We start from the raw sequence: 20,849 nt of genomic DNA, 5'->3' as shown, positions 1-20,849 counted from the left end.
GACACCTTCGGCGTCGTCGCTGGCGGCCGCCTTGCGGCACTGGATCGCGGGCCGGTGGTGATGGCCAAGGGTGACAGCCCGCTCAGGCCGTCCTAATCGGCATCATGGCCTACAAATCCCTGCGCGACTTCATGGCCCAGCTGGAGGCCTCGGGCGAGCTGGTCCGCGTGACCGAGCCCGTCTCCACCGTGCTGGAGATGACCGAGATCCAGACCCGCCTCCTGCGGAACGGCGGCCCGGCGGTCCTGTTCGAGAAGCCGGTCATGCCCGACGGCTCGATCAGCCCGATCCCGGCGCTGGCCAATCTGTTCGGCACGGTGAAGCGCGTCGCCATGGGCGTGACGCTGGACAAAAGGTCCCGCACCACCGCCGCCGAGCTGCGCGAGGTCGGCGAACTGCTGGCCTTCCTCAAGAACCCGACCCCGCCGCGCGGCCTGTCCGACGCCATGGACATGCTGCCCCTCGCCCAGTCCGTCCTCGCCATGCGGCCCAAGGTGGTCAAGTCCGCCCCCGTGCAGGAGGTCGTCCTCAAGGGCGACCAGATCGACCTCGGCAAGCTTCCCATCCAGACCTGCTGGCCCGGCGAGCCCGCCCCGCTGATCACCTGGGGTCTGGTGGTCACCAAGGGCCCGTCGGACGACCGGGAGGACGACTTCAACCTCGGGATCTACCGCATGCAGGTGCTGGGCAAGGACAGGGCCATCATGCGCTGGCTGGCCCACCGCGGCGGGGCCCAGCACTATGCCCGCCACAAGAAGAAGAAGACCGGCCCCCTGCCCTGCGCCGTCGTCCTGGGGGCCGATCCCGGCACCATCCTGGCCGCGGTGACGCCGGTGCCCGACACCCTCAGCGAATACCAATTCGCCGGCCTGATGCGCGGGGCCAAGGCCGAGCTGGTCGCCTGCAAGACCGTGCCCCTGATGGTCCCGGCGCAGGCCGAGATCGTGCTGGAGGGCCACGTCCTGCTGGACGAGCACGCGCCGGAGGGTCCCTACGGCGACCACACCGGCTACTACAACTCGGTCGAGACCTTCCCGGTCTTCCAGGTCAGCGCCATCACCATGCGCCGGGACCCGGTCTATCTGACCACCTTCACGGGCCGCCCGCCGGACGAGCCCAGCGTGCTGGGCGAGGCCCTGAACGAGGTCTTCATCCCTCTGCTGCGGGCCCAGTTCCCGGAGATCACGGACTTCTGGCTACCGCCCGAGGGCTGCTCCTACCGCATCGCCGTGGTGTCGATGAAGAAGGCCTATCCCGGCCACGCCAAGCGGGTGATGCTGGGCGTCTGGAGCTATCTGCGCCAGTTCATGTACACCAAATGGGTCATCGTCGTGGACGACGACATCGACGCGCGCGACTGGAAACAGGTCATGTGGGCCATGGCCACCAAGATGGACCCGGCCCGCGACATCACCCTGATCGAGAACACCCCGATCGACTATCTGGACTTCGCCTCGCCCGAGAGCGGCCTCGGCTCCAAGATCGGCCTCGATGCCACCGACAAATGGCCGCCGGAGACCCATCGCGAATGGGGCGAGGAGATCCGCATGGACCGCGACGTCATCGATCGCGTCTCGTCCATGTGGGATCGCCTCGGATTGCCGGGCGACGGGACGCCGATCTGGAAGTAGCGTTGGCGTGAACACGGCCGGGGGGCGACTTGAGCGACTTCGAATTCTTCTTCAGCTTCTACGGCCTGCTGCTGGGTCTTTCCGTCGCCGAACTGGTCGGCGGGTTCTCGCGTGTGCTCCATGAGCGCCAGCGGGTGCGGTTCGGCTGGCTGACGCCGCTGCTGGCCGTGTTCGTGGCCATCGATCTGGCGACGTTCTGGAACCAGGCCTGGCGCTTCTTCCGGGACGCGCCGTTCAATCCCGTTCTCTTGCTGGTCGGCCTGATCATCGCCGCGACCTTCTACATCGCCGCCAGCATCACATTCCCCCGCGTGACGGCCGAGGGGGTCGAGACGCGCATCGACCTGGACGACCACTTCTGGGCCCATCGTCGCGTGGTGTTCGGCTGTGTCCTGGCCGCCAACGCGATGGTCTGGGCCCTGCTCGGACTTCTGGCGCTCGCGGACCCGGCCTGGTCCACCTTCTGGACGCCACGCCTCATCTTCGGCGTCATCCTGTTCGCCGTCTGCACGGCCACGGCCGCGTTCGCGCCGCAGCGCAGCGTCGTGATCGGGGCACTGATCGTCGTCCTCGCCTACACCCTGTGGAACATGGTCCGGGCCGGCTCGCAGCTGGTCGCGGCCGGAGCCTGGTCGCCACCGGTCTGACGCCACGAAGGCTTGCAAGATCGACCCTATGGGACGACGAAGGGCCATGCGCACCGCCCTCCTGTTCGCGGCCCTGGCCGCCCTGTCCTCGAGTCCCGCCATGTCCCAGTCGCTTGCCAACACCGCCGCCTGGGACCAGCCCTTCCTGCCCCCCGCCCTCGAATGGAGCGGGGCCAGCCGCGCCCTTCTGGCCGACCCGTCGAACCCGTGGACTACCGAATTCGAGCGCGACCCGGCCCATGATTTCAGCCCCGACTACGCCGCAACCCGCGCCTGGTTCGACCGGCTGGATGCGGCCTCGGACCTGATCCGGATCGAACAGTTCGGCACCTCGCCCGAGGGCCGGCCGATCTATGCCGTCATCGCGTCCAGGGACGGCGCGACCCTCGACCCGGCCAAGCCCGTCCTGCTGGCCCAGGCCGGCATCCATCCGGGCGAGATCGACGGCAAGGACGCGGGCATGATGCTGCTGCGCGACATCGCCTTCGGCGCGAAGGGCGACCTGCTGGACCGCGCCAACCTGGTGCTCATTCCCATCCTGTCGGTCGACGGCCATGAGCGGGCCAGCCCCTACAGCCGCCCGAACCAGCGCGGCCCCCGCATCCAGGGCTGGCGCAACACCGGCACCAACCAGAACCTGAACCGCGACTTCCTGAAGCTGGACCAGCCCGAGATGCGGGCCCTGCGGACCTTCATCAACGCGCTGAAGCCCGACCTCTATCTCGATATCCACGTCACCGACGGCATGGATTACCAGTACGACGTCACCTACGGCTTCAACGGCGAGTTCAACGCCTACAGCCGGTCGCCCGCCTCGTCCGCCTGGCTGGACGACGTGTTCAAGCCCGCCCTCGACGCGGCCCTGGAAGACCAGGGCCACATTCCCGGCCCGCTGGTCTTCGGCATCGACGACCAGAACCCCCGCGCCGGTCTGAACGACGGCGGCCTGGGCGAGCGGTTCTCCAACGGCTGGGGCGCGGCCGCCCACGTCCCGACGGTCCTGATCGAGAACCACAGCCTGAAGCCCTACGACCAGCGTGTGCTGGGCACCTATGTCTTCATGGAGGCCTCCCTGCGCCTCCTCGCCGAACAGGCCGGCCCCCTGCGCGCCGCCATCGCCGCCGATCAGGCCCTGCGCCCGGCCGAGATCCCCGCCAATTTCGAGGCCGACCCGGTCCCGCATCAGACCCGCGCCTTCAAGGCCGTGCTCTATGAAACCTACGACAGCCCGGCCTCGGGTCGACAGGAGATCCGCTGGCTGGGTCGCCCGGATCCCGAAGTGTGGCAGCTCCCCTACTACGGCTCGCGTCCGTCGCTCAGCCTGCGCCGTCCGACCGCCTACTGGATCCCGGCCTATCGCACCGACCTGATCGAGCGCCTGCGCCTGCACGGGTTGGCCATGGAAACGCTGGATGCGCCCCGCACCGTCGCGGTCGAGATGCTGCGCCTGAACGATCCGACCCTCGCCTCCCGGGCCAATGAAGGCCACGTCCAGATGGCCGTCACCGACGTCACGCCCATGCGCCGAGACTGGACCTGGGCCCCCGGATCGGTGCGCGTGCCGACCGACCAGCCGCTGGGGGACATCGCCGTCCTGCTGCTGGAGCCGCAGTCCAACGAGAGCTTCTTCGCCTGGGGCCTGTTTCCCGAGATCCTCAGCCGCGTCGAATACATCGAGGGCTATGCCATCGCACCGCTCGCCGAGGCGATGATGGCCGCCGATCCGGCGCTCAAGGCCGCGTTCGAGGCGAAGGTCGCCTCCGACCCGGCGTTCGCGGCGAACGGCGACGCCAGATTGGCGTGGTTCTACGAGCGAACCCCGTTCTATGATGAGCGGTACCGGCTCTACCCGGTCGCACGCGAGGACTGACCATGGCCATCCTGACCGACATGACCCCCGCCCAGGCGACCGCGCTCTGGAGCGGTCTGATGATCCTGCTGATGGTCGTCCTGTCGGTCCGAGTCGTACTGGCGCGACGGGGAAACAGGGTTGTCCTCGGAGACGGCGGCAATGCCCAGGTCACGCTGTCCAGCCGGGTCTTCGGAAACGCCGCCGAGTACATCCCGGTGGGCATCGCCGCCCTGGTCGCCCTGACCCTCCTCGGTCTTCCAGCCTATGCGATCCATGCCGTCGGCGGAACGCTGCTGCTGGGGCGGCTGCTGCACGCTGTCGGGCTCAGCGACCGCAAGCCGACTGCCGGGCGCGTGGGCGGCATGATGCTGACCTATCTGGCCCTGTTCGTGGCCGCGGGCATGCTGGTCATCCATGCCTTCGTCGGCAGTCCCCACGGCTAGGGCCGTTGCGGGCAAGGCCCGGGTCCGCCATATCGGGCCATGCCTGACAGTCTGACGTCTCCCGACATCCTGCACGACCTCGTGGCCGCCGCCCTGCGGGCCGGGGCCGATGCTGCCGAGGCCGTCACGGCCGAGCGCGCCTCGCTCTCGGTGGGCGTCCGCAACGGCGCGCTGGAAGATGTTGAACGCGAGGAAAGCCGCGATCTGGGCCTGCGCGTCTTCGTCGGGCGTCGACAGGCGTCCGTTTCGGCCTCGGACCTGTCCGCCGCCACGCGTACCCGCCTGATCGAGCGCGCCGTCGCCATGGCCCGCCTCGCCCCCGAAGACCCGTATTCCGCCCTCGTCCCCGCCGACCGGCTGGCGCGGGGCCCCTTCCCCGACCTTCAACTGTTCGATCCGTCCGAGCGGTCCGCCGCCGAACTGGAACAGGTCGCGGCCGAGACCGAGTCGGTGGCCCTCGCCGTCCCCGGCATCGCCCGCTCGGAAGGCGGCCATGCCTCGACCGCCTCCAGCCGCTGGCGTCTGGTTACGTCCGAAGGCTTCGACGGGGCCTATGGCGCGACGGGCTTCTCTCTGGGGGCCGGCGTCATCGCCGAGAAGGACGGCGCCATGGAGCGCGGCGGCGAGAGCCGCTCGACCCGCTGGCTGTCGGACCTGCCGGACGCCGCCAGTATCGGTGCCGAAGCCGGTCGCCGCGCCATCGAACGCCTGTCGCCTCGAAAGATCGCCTCCACGACCGCCCCCGTCATTTTCGATCGCCGCATCGCCGGGCAGGTCCTGTCGCCGCTTCTGGGGGCCATCTCCGGCCCGTCGATCGCGCGCGGCAACTCCTTCCTGAAGGACCGGATGGGACAGGCCGTCCTGCCGCGCGGCGTCAGCCTGGTCGAGGATCCCTTCCGTCTGCGCGGCCTCGGCTCCGCGCCGTTCGACGACGAGGGCTCGCCGGTGCAGGCGCGCAATCTGGTCGATGACGGCGTGCTGACCACCTGGCTGCTGAACGCCTCGGCCGCCGCCCAGCTCGGCCTCGAAAGCACCGGCCATGCCTCGCGCGGGCTGGCGGGTCCGCCCGGGGTCTCGACCCACAACGTCCACCTGACGCCCGGCGACCTCGACCGCGACGGGCTGATGAAGCAGGCCGGCACCGGCCTCATCATCACCTCCATGTTCGGCCCCTCGCTGAACGCCAACACCGGCGACTGGTCCGCGGGGGTCTCGGGCCTGTGGTTCGAGAACGGCGAGATCGCCTGGCCGGTCAGCGAGATCACCGTGGCCGGCAATCTGATCGACCTCTGGGCCCGCATGGTCCCCGGGTCGGACCTGGAGTTCCGGTCCAGCTTCAACAGCCCGTCCCTCCTCATCGACGCCGTCGCCATCGCGGGCAAATGACCGATCTGGGATCCGACCTTCACCTGATCCGCGCGGCCGCCCTTCGCGCCGGTGCGCTGGCCGAGGCCGAGCGCGACCGGGGGCTGCGGATCGATCACAAGGTCGGCGGTTCCCCGGTCACCAGCGCCGACCTCGCCGTCGACGCCATGCTGAAGGCCGAGCTTCTCGCCGCCCGTCCCGACTACGGCTGGCTGTCCGAGGAGACCCCCGACACGCCCGCGCGCCTGTCGAAATCCCGCGTCTTCGTCGTCGATCCAATCGACGGCACCGTCGCCTATATGAAGAACCAGCCCTGGTGGTGCGTGCCCATCGCCATCGTCGAGGACGGGGTGCCCGTCGCCGCCGTCATCCACGTGCCGGCGCTGAACGAGACCTTCGAGGCGACCCTGGAGGGCGGGGCCCGACTGAACGGCCGCCCGATCCTGGCGTCGGACGTCGACACCCTCGATGACGCTGCCGTCCTCGCCGACGCCCGCCTGATGGAGGGAGCGCACTGGCCCGAGCCCTGGCCGCCCATGCGATACGAGAAGCGCAACGCGCTGGCCTATCGCATGGCCCTGGTGGCATCGGGGGCCTTCGACGCCGCCATCGCCCTGACCCCGAAATGGGACTGGGACGTCTGCGCCGGGGCCCTGATCGCCACCGAGGCCGGCGCGAAGGTCAGTGATCACCACGGGCGGCCCTGGCGGTTCAACCAGCCGGATCCCCGTCAGGCCAGCCTGGTGTGCTCGGCCCCGGCGCTCCACCCGTTGATCCTGCGGCGCACAGGGCCTATCCCGCTGGCCAACTGACCCCGCCGCTCCCCCGGAAAGCCTTTCATGACCGACGCCCCCAACACCGCCGACCCCCAGTTGCTGCACCTCGTCATCGGCGGCGAACTCCGCCATCTGGATGCGCCCGTCTTCCGGGACCTGTCCAAGGTCGAGTTCGTGGGGGCCTTCCCCAACTATGCCGAGGCCAAGGCCGCCTGGAAGGCCCGCGCCCAGGCTACGGTCGACAACGCCCACATGCGCTTCTTCATCCTACACGCCCACCGGATGATCGATCCCCGCGGTGAGGCGACCGGCGGTTGAATCCTCGCCACATTCGCGCGCTAGCCTGAAGGGATAAAGGAGCGACACGATGATACCGACCCTTATCGTTCTGGGACTTCTGGCCGTCGGCGTGGCCATCGTGGCGTTCGCCACGCGGCAGCGCGGGCCGGCGTCGGCTGCGCCGCCGCTGGACCCCCAGACCGGCTGGAACGATCCGATCACGCCCGCGAACGCGGCCGCGACCGAGGATCCGTTCGCCCATGCCCCCGGGACGACGACCGTCGAGCCCGTGCGCGCCACCGAGCCTCAAGCATGACCCTGTTCGGCACCACGCTGGATGGCGCGCAGGTCGCGAGCCTCGTCGCCCTTCTGGCCATTCTGCTCCTCTGGATCGGGGCCCTGGGCCGCGAGCGCGGCTATGCGCGCTGGTTCAAGGCCTGGGAAGCGGAGCGCAAGGCGCGCCACGACGCCGAACAGGGCACGCAGGCCAGCGACCCCGACAGGCCCCCGACCGGCCCCTGGGGCTGACGCCTACTCCCGCTTCAGCAGGCGCTCGGTCAGCAGGGTTCCCCACCAGGAGGCCCGGAAATGCTCCCGCATCGCACGGGGGTCATAGGCGTCGGACTCGACCCATTCCATGAAGCCCACACCTGTCGGTTCGACCTCGTCGATGTAGGTCTCGACGAAATGGTCGAGCACGCCGGTCAGCCCCTCGCGGCTGTGCAGATACCGTTTCGACAGCTCCTGGCGTGCGACAGAGATCGGCTCGCCGAGGTGAAAATGCCGGTAGAAGACCGCCATCAGCCCGGCCCGGTCCGCGCCTGACTTGCAATGGATCAGGGCCGGATACTCGATCGAGGCGAACAGGTCGCGCGCCCGCCGCACCCGATCCTTGGACGGCGGATCGCGCGAATCGAGCGGGGCGTCGATCAGGGTCAGGCCCAGCCGCTCGCAGGCCGCCTTCTCAAGCCAGTAATAGCCCTCGTCGCGCTCCCCGCGCAGATTGATGACGGTCCGGATGCCCCGCCGGGCCCAGCCCTCGAGCTGGCGCGGCGACGGCTGGTTGGTTCTCACCAGATCCGGCCCGATCCAGTGGGCGTTGGAAAACGCCAGCCGCAGGAAGGCGTGATCGTTCCAGAAGAAGTCCCGTCGCGCGGCCGCCAGCCCTTCCGGGGTCGAGACATCAAATCGCGCCATGGCGCTGAAATAGGCGATGGATGGCCCTCCGTCATCCCGTCCCGACGACCGAAAGCTTGACTTGCGCCCCCTCCCGTCCGACCTCCGGCCGATGAGTTCGCCCGTGAACGATGAGAAAGCCCCCCTGCGCCCGCTGCTGGCGCGGATCTGGCGCGACTACCTCTCGCATCACAAATCCGCTCTGTTCGCCTCGATCCTGTGCGCGGTGGCCGCCGGCGGCCTGAACGCCCTGACGCTGAAGCTGCTCGAGCCCGCGATCAACGGCCTGTTCGTCGATCCGGACGCGCCGATCAGACTGTGGGGCCTGTTCCCCATCCCGCCCGGTCAGAGCCTGATCTGGATCCCCGCCACGATCGTCGTCGTGGCCTTCGTCTGGACGCTCGCCTCGCTGGGTCAGGCCGCGCTCGTCAATCGGCTGGGCCACGGCATCGTCGGCGATATCCAGGTCCGTCTGTTCGGGGCCATGATCCGCGCCGACCTGGCCCGCCTGCGCAGCCAGCACACCGGCAGTTTCGTCTCGTCCGTCCTGTTCGACGCCAATCTGGTGCGCGAGGCCTTCACCTCCGGCGTCGTCAACTACACCCAGAATGCCGTGACCCTGCTGGCCGTCATCGTGGGCATGGCCTTCATCGACTGGCAGCTGACCCTTGTGGTGCTGCTGGGCGTGCCGCTGATCAGCTTCGTGCTGCGCCGGTTCTCCAAACGCACGCGCAAGGCCACCGTGGGCGCGATGAAGGAGACCGAGACCCTCTCCACCGCCCTGATGGAGAACCTCGACGGCGTCCGGCTCATCAAGCTGGAGAACCGGGAGGCCGCGGAACAGGCCCGGGTCGGCGACGTCGTCGCCCGCCGCCAGAGGCACGTCATCAAGAGCGCCGACAGCCGCGCCTTCGCCGGGCCGTTCAGCAATCTGGTCGCCATGATCGTGGTCGCCACGGTGATGGCCTATGCGGGCTGGAAATCGCGCGACGGCCAGATGAGCGTCGGGGCCTTTGCCGCCTTCATCGGCCTTCTGATGCTGGCCGGGCAGTCGCTGCGTCAGGTGGTGAACCTGCAGACGGTGATGATCGAGGGCCTGACCGCCGCCCGCCGCCTGTTCGCCTCGCTGGATATCCAGCCGGAGATTCGCCAGGCCGCGGCCCCCGTGGCCCTGCCTGAAGGTCCGGCCACGGTGGTGTTCGACGGCGTGTCCTTCTCATACGCGTCCGCCGCCCCGACGATCTCGGACGTCTCGCTGACGGTCGCACCCGGCGAGACAGTGGCCCTGGTCGGCCCCTCGGGCGGCGGCAAGTCGACCCTGCTCAGCCTGCTGCCGCGCTTCTACGACGTGACGGCGGGGACCATCACGATCAACGGCATCGACCTGCGCGACCTCAGCCTCACCGACCTGCGCGCCCGCATCGCCCTGGTCACGCAGGAGCCCTTCCTGTTCGACGACACGATCGAAGCCAACATCGCCTATGGCCGGCCCGGGGCCACGCCCGAGCAGATCGCAGAGGCCGCCCGTTCGGCCGCCGCCCACGACTTCATCACCGCCCTGCCCGACGGCTACCAGACCCGCGCAGGCGAGGCCGGCATGCGGCTGTCGGGCGGCCAGCGTCAGCGCATCGCCATCGCCCGCGCCTTCCTGAAGGACGCGCCTATCCTGCTGCTCGACGAGGCGACATCCGCGCTCGACACCGAAAGCGAGGCCCTGGTCCAGGCCGCGCTGGAGCGGCTGATGACCGGCCGGTCGACCCTGATGATCGCCCACCGCCTGTCCACGGTGCAACGCGCCGACCGGATCCTGGTGCTCGAGGCCGGGCGCATCGTCGAAAGCGGCACTCACGCGGCCCTGGTCAGGAAGGGCGGTCTCTACAGCCGTCTGGCCCGCCAGCAGTCGCTGGATGGCGCGCCCGCCGTCGCCACGGTCGCGTGACGTGAGGCCGCTCCGCAACCCGGTCATCCAGATCATCCTGTCGTCCGTGCTCGCCGCCTGGATGCGGTTCTGCTTCGCCACCATCCGCTGGTCGTACGAGGGGCGAGAGCACGCGGAAGGCGTCTGGGCCGCGGGCGGCGGCGTGCTGTGCACCTTCTGGCATTCGCGCATCGGGCTGTCACCGTCGTGCTGGCCGCTCGACCGCGCGCAAGCGGCCAAGGCCCTGATCTCGCTCAGCCCCGACGGCCAGTTCATCGCCCGGGCCGTGGCGCTGCAGGGCTTTCCCGCCGTGCGGGGCTCCTCGGCCAACAAGGACAAGGCGGACGCAGCCAAGGGCGGGTCGCAGGCGCTGCGCGACGGCCTCAAACAGCTGAAGATCGGCGCGCTCGCCGTCACGCCCGACGGTCCGCGCGGCCCCGTGCGGGTGATGGCCGAGGGCCTGCCGCTGATGGCGAAGATGTCCGGCGCGCCGGTGCTGTTCATCGGCATGAGCTGCAATCCGGCCGTGCGCCTGAACAGCTGGGACCGCGCCCTTCTGCCCCTGCCCTTCGGTCGCGGGGCCATCGTCTACGACATCGCCCGTTTTCCCGCCGGCGCGGCCCTGTCCGACGTCACCGGGCCCTGGACCGAGCGCCTGACCGCCGTGGAGGCCCGCGCCGACGCGATCACCGGGCTGGCGCGGCTGTGACCCTGCCGCTCCTGGCCTACCGGCTGCTGACCCGCCTGCTGGAGCCCCTCGCGCCGCGGCTGCTCGACGCCCGCGTCAAACAGGGCAAGGAAGACCCCGTCCGCGTCGACGAACGGCTGGGAACGACGCGCGTCGCCCGTCCCGACGGCGACCTCGTCTGGCTGCACGGCGTCAGCGTCGGCGAGACCCTGTCGCTGCTGCCGGTCGTCGATCGACTCCGGAAGGGCCGGCCCGACCTGACCGTGCTGGTCACGTCCGGCACGCTCACCTCGGCGGAACTGCTCGCCCAGCGCCTGCCGCCCGGCGTCATCCACCAGTTCGCCCCGGTCGACGGCCCCCACGCCGTCGGTGCCTTCCTCGACCACTGGCGGCCTTCGCTGGGGATCTTCGTCGAGAGCGAACTCTGGCCCAATCTCATCCTCGCGGCGCGGGCCCGGTCCATACCCCTGGCCCTGGTGAGCGCCCGGATCACCGAGAAGACGCTCCAGGGCTGGACCCGCATCCCCGCCTCGGCCCGCAAGCTGCTGGACGGCTTCGCCCTCGTCATGCCCCAGGACGAGACGTCCGCCGCCCGTCTGCGGTCGCTGGGTGCGCGCATCGACGGTCTGGTCAACCTGAAGCTCTCGGGCGCGCCCCTGCCCCACGATGCGGCCGCCTTCACCGCCCTCAGCGCCGCCATCGGCGACCGGCCGGTGGTCGTCGCGGCCTCGACACATGAGGGCGAGGAGATCGCCATCGTGCGGGCGCTGGATCGTCTGGCCGAGCGCCTGTGCCTGATCATCGTCCCCCGTCACCCCGCGCGCGGCCCCGAGATCGCGACGACCCTGACCCGCGACGGCTACCGGTTCGCCCTGCGATCGCGGGGCGCCGCCTTGACCGGCGAGACCGACATCTATGTCGCCGACACCCTGGGCGAGCTCGGCCTGTTCCTGCGCCTGGCCGATGTGGTGGTCATGGGCGGGTCGTTCGGCTCGGTCCTCGGGCGCGAGCCGCTGGGGGGCCACAACCCGCTGGAGCCCGCGCGGCTCGGCAAGCCCGCCGTCACGGGTCCGGATGCGTCCAACTGGCAGGCCGTGACCGCGGACCTCGTCGCCGCCGGAGGGCTGATGGTCGTCGCCTCGCCGGGCGATCTGCCGGGCGTGGTTGCGCCCCTGCTCGCCGATCCGTCGGTGGCCCGCGCCATGGGCGATCGGGGCCGACGCGCGGCCGTGGAGGTCGGGGCCGGTCTCGACCGCCTGTGGCAGGCCTTGCAACCGCTCCTGCCCGCGGTGCGCCGATGAAACTCTCCACGCCCCGCTGGTGGTACGAGCGCAACGGACGCCATGGCCGCGTCGCCCGCACCCTGCTCAAGCCCGTGTCCTGGATCTGGGCCGCCGCCACCGCCCGTCGCATCGCCCGCGCCGTGCCCGTGGATGTGGGTGTTCCCGTCATCTCGATCGGCAACCTGACCGTCGGCGGCTCCGGCAAGACCCCGGTCGCGCGCGAGGTGCTGCGCCTGCTCCGCGCCCGGGGGATCGATGCCCAGGCGCTGTCCCGGGGCTACGGCGGACGCCTGGAGGGACCTGTCCGGGTGGATCCCGCCGCTCACACGGCCGCCGACATCGGCGACGAACCCCTGATGCTGTCGGCCGGGGCTCCGGTCTGGATCGCCCGGGACCGCGTGGCCGGGGCCCACGCGGCCGTCTCGGCCGGGGCCGGGACGCTCGTCCTCGACGACGCCCACCAGAACCCGTCGCTGCGCAAGACGCTCAGTCTCGTCGTCGTCGACGGCGAAACGCGCGGGGACGAATGGCCCTTCGGCGACGGGTCGGTGTTTCCCTCGGGACCCATGCGGGAAGCCTTGGCGGCCGGCCTCGCGCGGGCCGACGCCGTCGTCGTCCTGCTGCCGGCCGACGCCCCGCCCGCCGATCCCGAGCTACTGGCGACCTTCGGTGCCCTGCCGACCTTCATCGCCCGCCTGGAGCCGGCCGAGGCCCCTCCGGCCGGTCCGCTGATCGGGTTCGCGGGCATCGCCAAGCCGTGGAAGGTGGAGCGCGCCCTCAAGGCCGCCGGGGCCGAGCTGGCCGACTTCGTGCCCTTCCCGGATCACGCCGCCTACCGCCCGGCCGACCTCGCCTTCCTGTCGGACCGCGCCGCCGTATTCGACGCCGGCCTGATCACCACGGAAAAGGACTGGGTCCGCCTGCCCCCCGACTGGCGCACCCGGGTCACCTCATGGCCCGTCGCCGCCCGGTTCGAGGACGAGGCGGCCTTCGAGGCCCTGCTGGCTCACTCCTCGCGATAGACGACGCCGCCCTTCATCACGAAGGCCATCCGCTCCAGCGTGGTGACGTCGGTCAGGGGGTCGCCCTCGACCGCCACGATGTCGGCCGGCATGCCGACCGCGATCCGCCCCGCCTCGCCCGAGATCTGCAGATGCGCCGCCGCCACATTGGTCGCGGCCTGGATGGCTTCGAGCGGCGTCAGGCCCGCGCGGACCAGCAGGGCGAACTCCTGGGCATTGTCGCCATGGGCTGAGACGCCGCTGTCCGTCCCGAACGCGATCATGACCCCGCCGTCGTGGGCGCGCTGCGCCATGTCGACCATCTTCGGCCCGACTTCCAGAGCCTTGGCGGTCTGGGCCGGGGTGAAGAAGTTGTCCGGTCCCGCAGCCACCCGCGCCACGAAATCCCCGGCCAGCAGGGTCGGCACCAGATAGGCATCGTGCGCGCGGAACAGCCGGATCGAGGCGTCGTCCAGATAGGTGCCGTGCTCGATCGAGTCGCCGCCGGCCTCGAGGAAGGCGTTGATCCCGTCGACCCCGTGGGCGTGGGCGGTGACCTGCCGGCCCATCCGGTGGGCCACCTCGACGATGGCGGCCAGCTCGGCATCGGTGAACTGCTGCGCCAGGCCCGCGGCCGTATTGGACAGTACGCCCCCCGTCGCGGTGATCTTGATGATGTCGGCCCCCGCCCGAACCTGCAGCCGTACGGCGCGCATGCAGTCGTCCGCTCCCGAACAGATGCTTTCCGACGACAACAGGTGCATCACGTCGTCGGTGTAGCCGTTCACGTCCCCGTGCCCGCCGTGGATCGACACCGACGACCCCGCCGCGATCACGCGCGGCCCCACCACGTCACCGCGACGGATGCCGTCGCGCAGGGCGAAGACGGCATCGTTCGACCCACCCAGATCGGCCACCGTCGTGAACCCCGCCATCAGGGTCCGTCGGGCGAAACCCGCGCCGATCATGGCACTGTCGGCGGCATCGCGCGTCACGGCGTCCAGACGCCCGGACGGGCTCTGCTGGGAGGTCAGATGCACGTGGCTGTCGATCAGTCCGGGCAGGACGAATGAGTCGCGCAGATCGACGACGCGTCCCTCTCCGACGAAGCCGTCGCGGATTTCGGTGACCCGGTTCCCGACGATCACGAGAGTTTTATCGCGCAGCACCATACCGCTCGCGGGGTCCGCCAGAAGCCGCCCCGCCTGAACGAACGTCGTTTCGCCTGCCGCGGGTAAAGCCTGTGAGACGGGGCCCTGCTGCGCCTGCGAAGAGCCTGGCATGGCCATGATGGCCATCGCGGCCGCGAGTGCGAACTTCATCAATCTCTCCCCTGTATGCTGTCTCGACCATACGCGGGTCGGGGGCGGAGCCAAGGTCGCGCTTGAACGCGGGACCAACATTGTGAAACAAGTCCTGACTTCGGACCAACCGCTACGAGGGCGTCGCATGCGGCTATCGAGACGAGGTATGATTCTGGGCGGTTCGGCGATGCTTGCCGGTTGCGCCTCGGCACCCGCCGCCGTCACCCCGATCGTCCTGGCCCAGGCTCCGGCCCCTCGCCCCCTGGCCCCGATTCCGCAGATTACGCCGCCGCCGCTGGACCCGCAGCGCCTCGTCCGCCCCGCCCTGATGGCCCGCGCCATGGCCGCCCTCGACGTCCATCATCACCGCATCCCGCTCCGCGACCGGATGTACCTCGTCGACTTCCAGAAATTCTCGGGCGAGCAACGCTTCTACGAGGTCGATCTGATCGCCGGGCGCGTCACGGCTTTCCGGACCTGCCACGGCCGCGGCTCCGATCCGGAACACTCGGGCTATGCCCGCACCTTCTCGAACGAACCCGAGAGCTACATGTCCTCGGTCGGGGCCTTCGCCACCGCCGGGGCCGGCTGGGGTGCCCAACAGGGCCCCAACGTCCTGCTGGACGGTCTCGAATACACCAACAACCTGGCCCGCGACCGCGCCATCATCGTCCACGGCGCGGACTATGCCGACCCGGAGTTCCTGGCCCGCGAGGGCAAGCTGGGCCGCAGCTACGGCTGTTTCTCCACCGCCCACACCGACCTGCCGATGCTGCGCGAGCGGATGGGCGAAGGCCGGCTGCTGTACGCCGCGGCCTGACGCCTACTCGCGCTCCAGCGCCCGCCAGCCGATGTCGGTCCGGTTGAACCCGCCCGGCCAGTCGATCTTGCGCACCGCCTCATAGGCTCGCTCCCGCGCCTCGACGATGTCCTCGCCCTCGGCGCAGATGTTCAGCACGCGCCCGCCGACGGCCGTCAGCATGCCGTCCTCGTCGCGGTGGGTGCCGGCGTGGAAGACCTGCACATGCGGGCCGAAATCCTGTTCGGCCCCGCGGATGAGGGATCCCTCGATCGGGCTGTCGGGATAGCCCTTGGCCGCCATGACCACGCAGATCACTGTCCCGGACTTGAAGGCCGGTTCCGGCAGTCGCGACACGTCACCCTGCGCGCAGGCCAGCAGATAGGGCACGATGTCCCCGGCCATCCGCATCATCAGCACCTGGCATTCCGGGTCGCCGAAGCGGGCGTTGAACTCCACCACCTTCGGACCTTCGTCCGTCGACATCAGCCCGGCATAGAGCACCCCGCGATAGGGCGTCCCCTCCAGCGCCATGGCCTTCAGCGTCGGCTGCACGATCCGACGGTTCGCGGCCATCACCAGCGCCTCGTCGAACACGGGCGCGGGCGAATAGGCGCCCATGCCGCCCGTATTGGGTCCCAGATCGCCGTCGAAGGCCCGCTTGTGGTCCTGGGCCCCGCCGAACAGCACGGCGCGCTTGCCGTCGCAAAGGGCGAACAGGGAGCCCTCCTCGCCCGCCATGAACTCCTCGATCACGACGCGCGCGCCGGCGGCTCCGAAGCGCCCGCCCAGCATCCGCTCGATCTCCGCCTCGCCGTCGTGGCGGTCGGGGCTGATCGCCACGCCCTTGCCCGCGGCCAGGCCGTCGGCCTTGATCACATACGGGGGCTTGAACACCTTCAGGGCAGCCTTGGCGTCCTTGATCCGGTCGTAGACGCCGTAATGCGCCGTAGGGATCTCGTGGCGCGCCATGAAGGCCTTGGAAAAGGCCTTGGACGTCTCCAGCTGCGCCGCCCGGGCCGTCGGTCCGAAACAGGGAATGCCCGCTGCCGTCAGCCGGTCGGCCAGACCCGCCTCCAGCGCCACCTCCGGGCCCACGACCACCAGCCCGACCTTGAGCTCGCGCGCCAGCCGGGTCAGCCCCTCGGCATCATTGGCCTTGTAATCCGGCAGGCAGGTCGCGACCTTGGCGATGCCCGGATTGCCGGGGGCGCAATACAGCCGGTCGACCAGCGGCGACTGGCTGATTTTCCAGGCCAGGGCGTGCTCACGCCCCCCCGATCCGACGAGCAGGATATCCATGCCCGCGCAATGGCCGCGCCGCGCCGGGCGGTCAAGGGCGTGAAGGCCTCAGAGCACCGCGGAGGCCACATAGACGACCGCCCCCAGCAGGCCGATCGCCATCAGGATCAGCCAGATCGACACCGACGGATTGTTGCTGCGACGGGACAGGTCGCGCTCGCGCGGATCGTCGGATTCGCGGGGGGGCATGCGTTCATCGCTCATGACCACAGGGTATAATCCGAATGCGGCGGTTTGCGCACAGGCCGACGCGCCATAGACTGCCGTCATGACCGACGACTACGTCTTCGCCGGGCCCGAAGAGGCCACGCCCGCCCCCGCGCGCGATAACAATCCGCCCCTGTCGATCTCGGAGCTGTCGTTCGCCCTGAAGCGCACGCTGGAGGACCGATTCGGCCACGTCCGGCTGCGGGGCGAGATCTCCAAGGTCAATCGCCACGCCTCGGGCCACATCTATCTGACGCTGAAGGACGACAAGTCCGCCATCGACGGCGTCGTCTGGAAGGGGTCGGCGCGCGGCCTGGGTGTCCAGCCCGAGACGGGCCTGGAGGTCATCGTCACCGGCAAGATCACCTCCTATCCGGCGCGGTCCAGCTACCAGATCGTGATCGAATCGATGGAGGCGGCCGGTGCCGGGGCCCTGCTGGCCCAGCTGGAGCGGCTGAAGGTCCGTCTGTCGGGCGAAGGCCTGTTCGATCCGGCCCGCAAGCGGTCCATTCCGCTCTACCCCCGCACCATCGGCGTGATCACCAGCCCGACCGGCGCGGTCATCCGCGATATTTTGCACCGCATCGCCGAGCGCTGGCCCTGCCATGTCATCGTCTGGCCCGTGGTCGTCCAGGGCGATGCCGCCTGCGGTCAGGTCGGGGCCGCCATCCGCGGCTTCGACGCCATGACGCCGGGCGGTCCTATCCCGCGCCCCGACCTGCTGATCGTCGCGCGCGGCGGCGGCTCGGTCGAGGACCTGTGGTGCTTCAACGACGAGGGCCTCGCCCGCACGGTGGCGGCGGCCACTATCCCCATCATCTCGGCCGTAGGGCACGAGACCGACACCACCCTGATCGACTTCGTGTCCGACCGCAGGGCACCGACACCGACCGGCGCGGCCGAGATCGCCACGCCGGTCCTGGCCGACCTCCGTGCCGCCGTCACCGATCTGGAACGCCGGCTGGACCGCGCGGGCGCCCGTCTGCTGGAGGACCGGCGCGTTCGTCTGCGCGCCGTCGCCCGGGGCCTTCCCGCGCGGCCCGAGGACCTGATCGCCCTGGCCCAGCAGCGTCTGGACCATGCCGCCAGCCGACTGGGGTCGGGTCTGGGCCGCAACGTCGAGCTGCATCACCGTCGGCTGGTGGGGGTCGCAGGCCGGTTCTCGCCCCGCCTGCTGGACCGCGCCGTCGAACAGCGCACGGCCCGGCTGGACGGGCTGGGCAGCCGTCTGGTCGCCGCGCTCGGCGCCAACGCCGCCAGACATGAGCGTCGCCTGCTGCAGGTCAGCGGCAGGCTGACGCCCGCCCCGCTCAGGCATCGCCTCGAACAGCGCAGCGACCGCCTGACCGCCACGGTCGCCCGGCTCGACCGGGCCCGGCCCCAGGCCATCCTGCGCGCATCCGACCGCCTCGCCGCCCTCGCCCGCGCCCTGGCGACCCTTGATCCCCGCCGCCCCAAGCCCGGCTTCGCGCGGATCGACGACGAGACCGGCAAGATGATCGCCTCCGCCGCCGCCCTGTCGCCGGGCCAGCGGGTCAGCCTCAACTTCGCCGACGGATCGCAGGGCGCGACGATCGATGGCCCGGCGTCGGCGCCCCGACCGCCCGGCAAGCCGCGCACCGCGCCCGTCGATCAGGGCAGCCTGTTCTGATCCCCGTTTCCTGAAGGAGGCATTCAGGTCGGGTTCATCCAGCGGCTGCGAGTCTGGCCTTCAGGTCGGGCTGAGTGACTGGCTGCGAAAGCGGCCCCGGAACGGAGCAGTACAGTGAAGAACAAGACCCTCATCATCGGTGCCATGGCTCTGGCCACCCTGGCCGCGCCGGTCGCCGCATCGGCTCAATCGCGCCACTACGATCGTGACCGCGACGGTCGCTACGAGCGCTGGGAGCGCCGCGCCGACCAGAATCGCTGGGACGGCGGCCGCTATACCAACCGCGAGCGCTACAACGATTACCGCCGTGGCCAGCGCGACCAGTATCGCGACCACCGCCGCTATTACCGCGGCGCGACCCTCCCGCACCAGTACCGCTCCAGCTGGTACATCCGCGACTACAACCGCTACGGCTATCGCCAGCCCCCGCGCGGCTATGGCTACTACCGGACGGATACCGGCGACGTGGTCCTGGCGGCCCTGGCCACCGGCGTCATCATCTCGCTGCTGAGCAACTAGACGCTCGCAGCGTTGGGCGAGAAGCCCGCCCGGAGCGATCCGGGCGGGCTTTTTCGTGGGAACCACACCCAGGGTTCATGCGGCTTCCAGAGAGAGCAAGGAGCCCGACATGACCGACCAGCAGCCCGACACCAGCAAGCCCACCAGCCCGCCCGAACACACCGAAACGACCCGCCCCGACCAGACCAGCGTCACGCGCCCGTCGGAAGGGCCGGCCAAGCCCGCCACCGGCGGCGACGGGGCCGCAGGGGCCGGCGGTTCTGACGGTTTCGGAACGGGATCGTGACCGAGCGCCTGTTCCGGGTGACCCTGGAGGGTCCGGACGGCCAGCGCGACGTCGTCGTCCCCTCGCCCACGGCGGTGCAGGCCTCGGACGCGGCCGTGGTCGATGCGCGACCGGGCGAGGCCATCGTGTCGATCCACGAGGTCGACGCCGATACGCACCGTCCCGACGTCGCGCCGCCGGTCACCCAGGCCGAGGCCACGCCCCAGCCGGGCGACGCCTAGAGGCCCAGCTTCGCCTTCAGGATCTCGTTGGCGGCGGCAGGGTTCGCCTTGCCGCCGGTCGCCTTCATGACCTGACCGACGAACCAGCCGATGGCCTGGGGCTTCTCGGCCACGGCCGCCGCCTTGTCCGGATTGGCGGCGATGATCTCGTCCACGGCCTTCTCGATCGCCCCGGTGTCGTTGACCTGCACGAGGCCGCGCGCCTCGACCACCGCACGCGGCGAGCCTTCGCCGTTCCAGACGTGATCGAACACCTCCTTGGCGATCTTGGAGGAGATGACCCCCTCCTCGATCAGCGCGACGAGTTCTCCGACGTGCGCCGCCGGGAGGGGGCTCTCGGAGAAGTCCCTGCCGTCCGCCGCCAGCCGCGCCGACAGTTCGTTGGTCACCCAGTTGGCCACCAGCTTGGCGTCCCGCCCCATGGCGGCTTCCTCGAAATAGTCCGCCTTGGCCTGTTCGGAGGTCAGCACCACGGCGTCGTACTGCGACAGGCCATAGTCGGCCATCAGCCGCCGGCGCTTGTCGTCCGGCAGCTCGGGCAGGTTCGCCTTGATGGCGTCGATCCAGGCCTGTTCCAGCTCCAGCGGCAAGAGATCGGGGTCCGGGAAGTAACGGTAATCGTTGGCTTCTTCCTTGGACCGCATCGACCGCGTCTCGCCGGCCGTCGGGTCGTACAGGCGCGTCTCCTGAACGATCTTGCCGCCGTCCTCCAGGATCTCGATCTGGCGGCGCGCCTCGTAGTTGATGGCCTGGGAGATGAAGCGGAACGAGTTCACGTTCTTGATCTCGCAGCGCGTGCCCAGATGGCTGAAGTCACCGGTCGCCTTGAACTTCGCGTACTGGCCCTCGCGGCAGACCGAGACGTTCACGTCCGCCCTCAGGTTGCCCTTCTCCATGTCCCCGTCGCAGGTGCCCAGATAGATCAGGATGGTCCGGATCTTCTTCACATAGGCGACCGCCTCTTCCGGCGAGCGGATGTCCGGCCGCGAGACGATCTCCATCAGGGCCGTCCCCGCGCGGTTCAGGTCGACATAGCTCTCGGTCGGCGACAGGTCGTGGATCAGCTTGCCGGCGTCCTGTTCCAGGTGCAGCCGCTCGATGCCCACGTTGAAGAAGCTGCCGTCCTCGGCCTCGACCTCGATGACGCCCTCGCCGACGATCGGGAAGTACAGCTGGCTGATCTGATAGCCCTGCGGCAGGTCGGGATAGAAATAGTTCTTCCGGTCGAACTGGCTGCGCTTGTTGATCGTGGCGTTCAGGCCCAGCCCGGTCTTCACGGCCTGTTCGACGCAGTGGGCGTTCAGGGTCGGCAGCATGCCGGGGAAGCCCGCGTCGATCAGCGACACCTGCTCGTTCGGGCCCGCGCCGAAGCCGACGGCGGCCCCGGAGAACAGCTTGGCCTTCGACGCCACCTGGGCGTGGATTTCCAGCCCCATGACGATTTCCCAGGCCCCGGTCCGGCCCTGGATGAGGTTCGATGTGTCGATCGTGTCGGTCATGG

23 protein-coding genes are annotated in these 20,849 nt (G+C 69.9%); 18 read left to right on the top strand and 5 right to left on the bottom strand.

Annotated elements, in window-relative coordinates; genetic code table 11:
* Window positions 1-104: 104 nt before the first annotated feature.
* From BRESU_RS09230 to BRESU_RS09190, 9 genes are read left to right on the top strand one after another with little or no spacing between them, the layout of a single operon-like run.
* Window positions 105-1,631 (top strand): UbiD family decarboxylase, encoded by a 1,527-nt coding sequence (locus tag BRESU_RS09230; protein ID WP_013269276.1) that lies wholly within the window; start codon window positions 105-107, stop codon window positions 1,629-1,631.
* 29 nt (window positions 1,632-1,660) lie between these two features.
* Complete coding sequence (locus tag BRESU_RS09225; RefSeq protein WP_013269275.1) at window positions 1,661-2,278, top strand: hypothetical protein; 618 nt, start codon at window positions 1,661-1,663, stop codon at window positions 2,276-2,278.
* 46 nt (window positions 2,279-2,324) lie between these two features.
* Window positions 2,325-4,148, top strand: a complete 1,824-nt coding sequence (locus BRESU_RS09220; protein WP_013269274.1) for a M14 family metallopeptidase — start codon at window positions 2,325-2,327, stop codon at window positions 4,146-4,148.
* Between the two features lie 2 nt (window positions 4,149-4,150).
* A complete protein-coding gene (locus tag BRESU_RS09215) occupies window positions 4,151-4,573 on the top strand; it encodes an MAPEG family protein (RefSeq protein ID WP_013269273.1) in 423 nt (140 codons plus the stop codon).
* Between the two features lie 39 nt (window positions 4,574-4,612).
* Window positions 4,613-5,959: a TldD/PmbA family protein gene (locus BRESU_RS09210; RefSeq protein WP_013269272.1), complete on the top strand. Its 1,347-nt coding sequence runs from the start codon at window positions 4,613-4,615 to the stop codon at window positions 5,957-5,959.
* On the top strand, window positions 5,956-6,750 hold the full coding sequence (locus BRESU_RS09205; RefSeq protein ID WP_013269271.1) for a 3'(2'),5'-bisphosphate nucleotidase CysQ: 795 nt from the start codon (window positions 5,956-5,958) through the stop codon (window positions 6,748-6,750). The genes BRESU_RS09210 and BRESU_RS09205 overlap by 4 nt, the downstream gene beginning before the upstream one ends.
* 27 nt (window positions 6,751-6,777) lie before the next feature.
* Window positions 6,778-7,032 (top strand): DUF4170 domain-containing protein, encoded by a 255-nt coding sequence (locus tag BRESU_RS09200; protein WP_013269270.1) that lies wholly within the window; start codon window positions 6,778-6,780, stop codon window positions 7,030-7,032.
* A gap of 49 nt (window positions 7,033-7,081) precedes the next feature.
* Window positions 7,082-7,309, top strand: a complete 228-nt coding sequence (locus tag BRESU_RS09195) for a hypothetical protein (RefSeq protein ID WP_013269269.1) — start codon at window positions 7,082-7,084, stop codon at window positions 7,307-7,309.
* Window positions 7,306-7,521 (top strand): hypothetical protein, encoded by a 216-nt coding sequence (locus tag BRESU_RS09190; RefSeq protein WP_013269268.1) that lies wholly within the window; start codon window positions 7,306-7,308, stop codon window positions 7,519-7,521. Before BRESU_RS09195 ends, BRESU_RS09190 begins: the two co-directional genes overlap by 4 nt.
* Window positions 7,522-7,524: 3 nt before the next feature.
* On the opposite strand, the gene BRESU_RS09185 is transcribed toward BRESU_RS09190, so the two are convergent.
* A complete protein-coding gene (locus tag BRESU_RS09185) occupies window positions 7,525-8,190 on the bottom strand; it encodes a protein tyrosine phosphatase family protein (RefSeq protein ID WP_013269267.1) in 666 nt (221 codons plus the stop codon).
* Window positions 8,191-8,281: 91 nt separating this feature from the next.
* On the opposite strand from BRESU_RS09185, the gene BRESU_RS09180 reads away from it, so the two are divergent.
* Genes BRESU_RS09180 through lpxK form a run of 4 tightly spaced genes read left to right on the top strand, consistent with a single transcriptional unit; the run spans window position 8,282 to window position 13,080 of the window.
* Window positions 8,282-10,108, top strand: a complete 1,827-nt coding sequence (locus BRESU_RS09180; protein ID WP_013269266.1) for an ABC transporter ATP-binding protein — start codon at window positions 8,282-8,284, stop codon at window positions 10,106-10,108.
* 1 nt (window position 10,109) lies between these two features.
* Window positions 10,110-10,796 carry a lysophospholipid acyltransferase family protein gene (locus tag BRESU_RS09175; protein ID WP_013269265.1) on the top strand — a complete coding sequence of 229 codons (687 nt, stop codon included), beginning with the start codon at window positions 10,110-10,112 and terminating at the stop codon, window positions 10,794-10,796.
* Complete coding sequence (locus tag BRESU_RS09170; RefSeq protein WP_013269264.1) at window positions 10,793-12,076, top strand: 3-deoxy-D-manno-octulosonic acid transferase; 1,284 nt, start codon at window positions 10,793-10,795, stop codon at window positions 12,074-12,076. The genes BRESU_RS09175 and BRESU_RS09170 overlap by 4 nt, the downstream gene beginning before the upstream one ends.
* On the top strand, window positions 12,073-13,080 hold the full coding sequence (gene lpxK / locus BRESU_RS09165; RefSeq protein WP_013269263.1) for a tetraacyldisaccharide 4'-kinase: 1,008 nt from the start codon (window positions 12,073-12,075) through the stop codon (window positions 13,078-13,080). The genes BRESU_RS09170 and lpxK overlap by 4 nt, the downstream gene beginning before the upstream one ends.
* Here lpxK and BRESU_RS09160 read toward each other — a convergent pair.
* Window positions 13,065-14,381 (bottom strand): metal-dependent hydrolase family protein, encoded by a 1,317-nt coding sequence (locus BRESU_RS09160; protein ID WP_013269262.1) that lies wholly within the window; start codon window positions 14,379-14,381, stop codon window positions 13,065-13,067. The two genes, lpxK and BRESU_RS09160, sit on opposite strands and share 16 nt — an antisense overlap.
* 148 nt (window positions 14,382-14,529) lie before the next feature.
* Between BRESU_RS09160 and BRESU_RS09155 the strand changes: the two genes are divergently transcribed.
* Window positions 14,530-15,183 (top strand): murein L,D-transpeptidase catalytic domain-containing protein, encoded by a 654-nt coding sequence (locus tag BRESU_RS09155; RefSeq protein WP_013269261.1) that lies wholly within the window; start codon window positions 14,530-14,532, stop codon window positions 15,181-15,183.
* Between the two features lie 3 nt (window positions 15,184-15,186).
* Here the strand turns inward: BRESU_RS09155 and purD are convergent, their stop codons facing one another.
* Window positions 15,187-16,464: a phosphoribosylamine--glycine ligase gene (purD, locus tag BRESU_RS09150; RefSeq protein WP_013269260.1), complete on the bottom strand. Its 1,278-nt coding sequence runs from the start codon at window positions 16,462-16,464 to the stop codon at window positions 15,187-15,189.
* A 48-nt stretch (window positions 16,465-16,512) separates the two neighbouring features.
* Entirely contained in the window at window positions 16,513-16,668 is a 156-nt protein-coding gene (locus BRESU_RS17555) for a hypothetical protein (RefSeq protein ID WP_169308017.1), read from the bottom strand.
* Window positions 16,669-16,732: 64 nt separating this feature from the next.
* Here BRESU_RS17555 and xseA point away from each other — a divergent pair, with 64 nt between their 5' ends.
* From xseA to BRESU_RS09135, 4 genes are all read left to right on the top strand, one after another.
* Window positions 16,733-18,322: an exodeoxyribonuclease VII large subunit gene (gene xseA, locus BRESU_RS09145; RefSeq protein WP_013269258.1), complete on the top strand. Its 1,590-nt coding sequence runs from the start codon at window positions 16,733-16,735 to the stop codon at window positions 18,320-18,322.
* 114 nt (window positions 18,323-18,436) lie between these two features.
* Window positions 18,437-18,841, top strand: coding sequence for an RcnB family protein (locus tag BRESU_RS09140; protein WP_013269257.1), 405 nt, complete (start codon window positions 18,437-18,439; stop codon window positions 18,839-18,841).
* A 109-nt stretch (window positions 18,842-18,950) separates the two neighbouring features.
* Window positions 18,951-19,127: a hypothetical protein gene (locus tag BRESU_RS17395; protein ID WP_013269256.1), complete on the top strand. Its 177-nt coding sequence runs from the start codon at window positions 18,951-18,953 to the stop codon at window positions 19,125-19,127.
* Window positions 19,124-19,348, top strand: coding sequence for a hypothetical protein (locus BRESU_RS09135; protein WP_013269255.1), 225 nt, complete (start codon window positions 19,124-19,126; stop codon window positions 19,346-19,348). Before BRESU_RS17395 ends, BRESU_RS09135 begins: the two co-directional genes overlap by 4 nt.
* Here the strand turns inward: BRESU_RS09135 and gatB are convergent.
* Window positions 19,345-20,847: an Asp-tRNA(Asn)/Glu-tRNA(Gln) amidotransferase subunit GatB gene (gene gatB, locus BRESU_RS09130; protein ID WP_013269254.1), complete on the bottom strand. Its 1,503-nt coding sequence runs from the start codon at window positions 20,845-20,847 to the stop codon at window positions 19,345-19,347. The genes BRESU_RS09135 and gatB overlap by 4 nt on opposite strands.
* Window positions 20,848-20,849 lie beyond the last annotated feature (2 nt).

The sequence above is a fragment of the Brevundimonas subvibrioides ATCC 15264 genome, from assembly GCF_000144605.1.
Classification (GTDB): domain Bacteria; phylum Pseudomonadota; class Alphaproteobacteria; order Caulobacterales; family Caulobacteraceae; genus Brevundimonas; species Brevundimonas subvibrioides.
The sequence above is the reverse complement of the archived record's forward strand: the minus strand, read 5'-3'. Positions and strand labels throughout refer to the sequence as shown.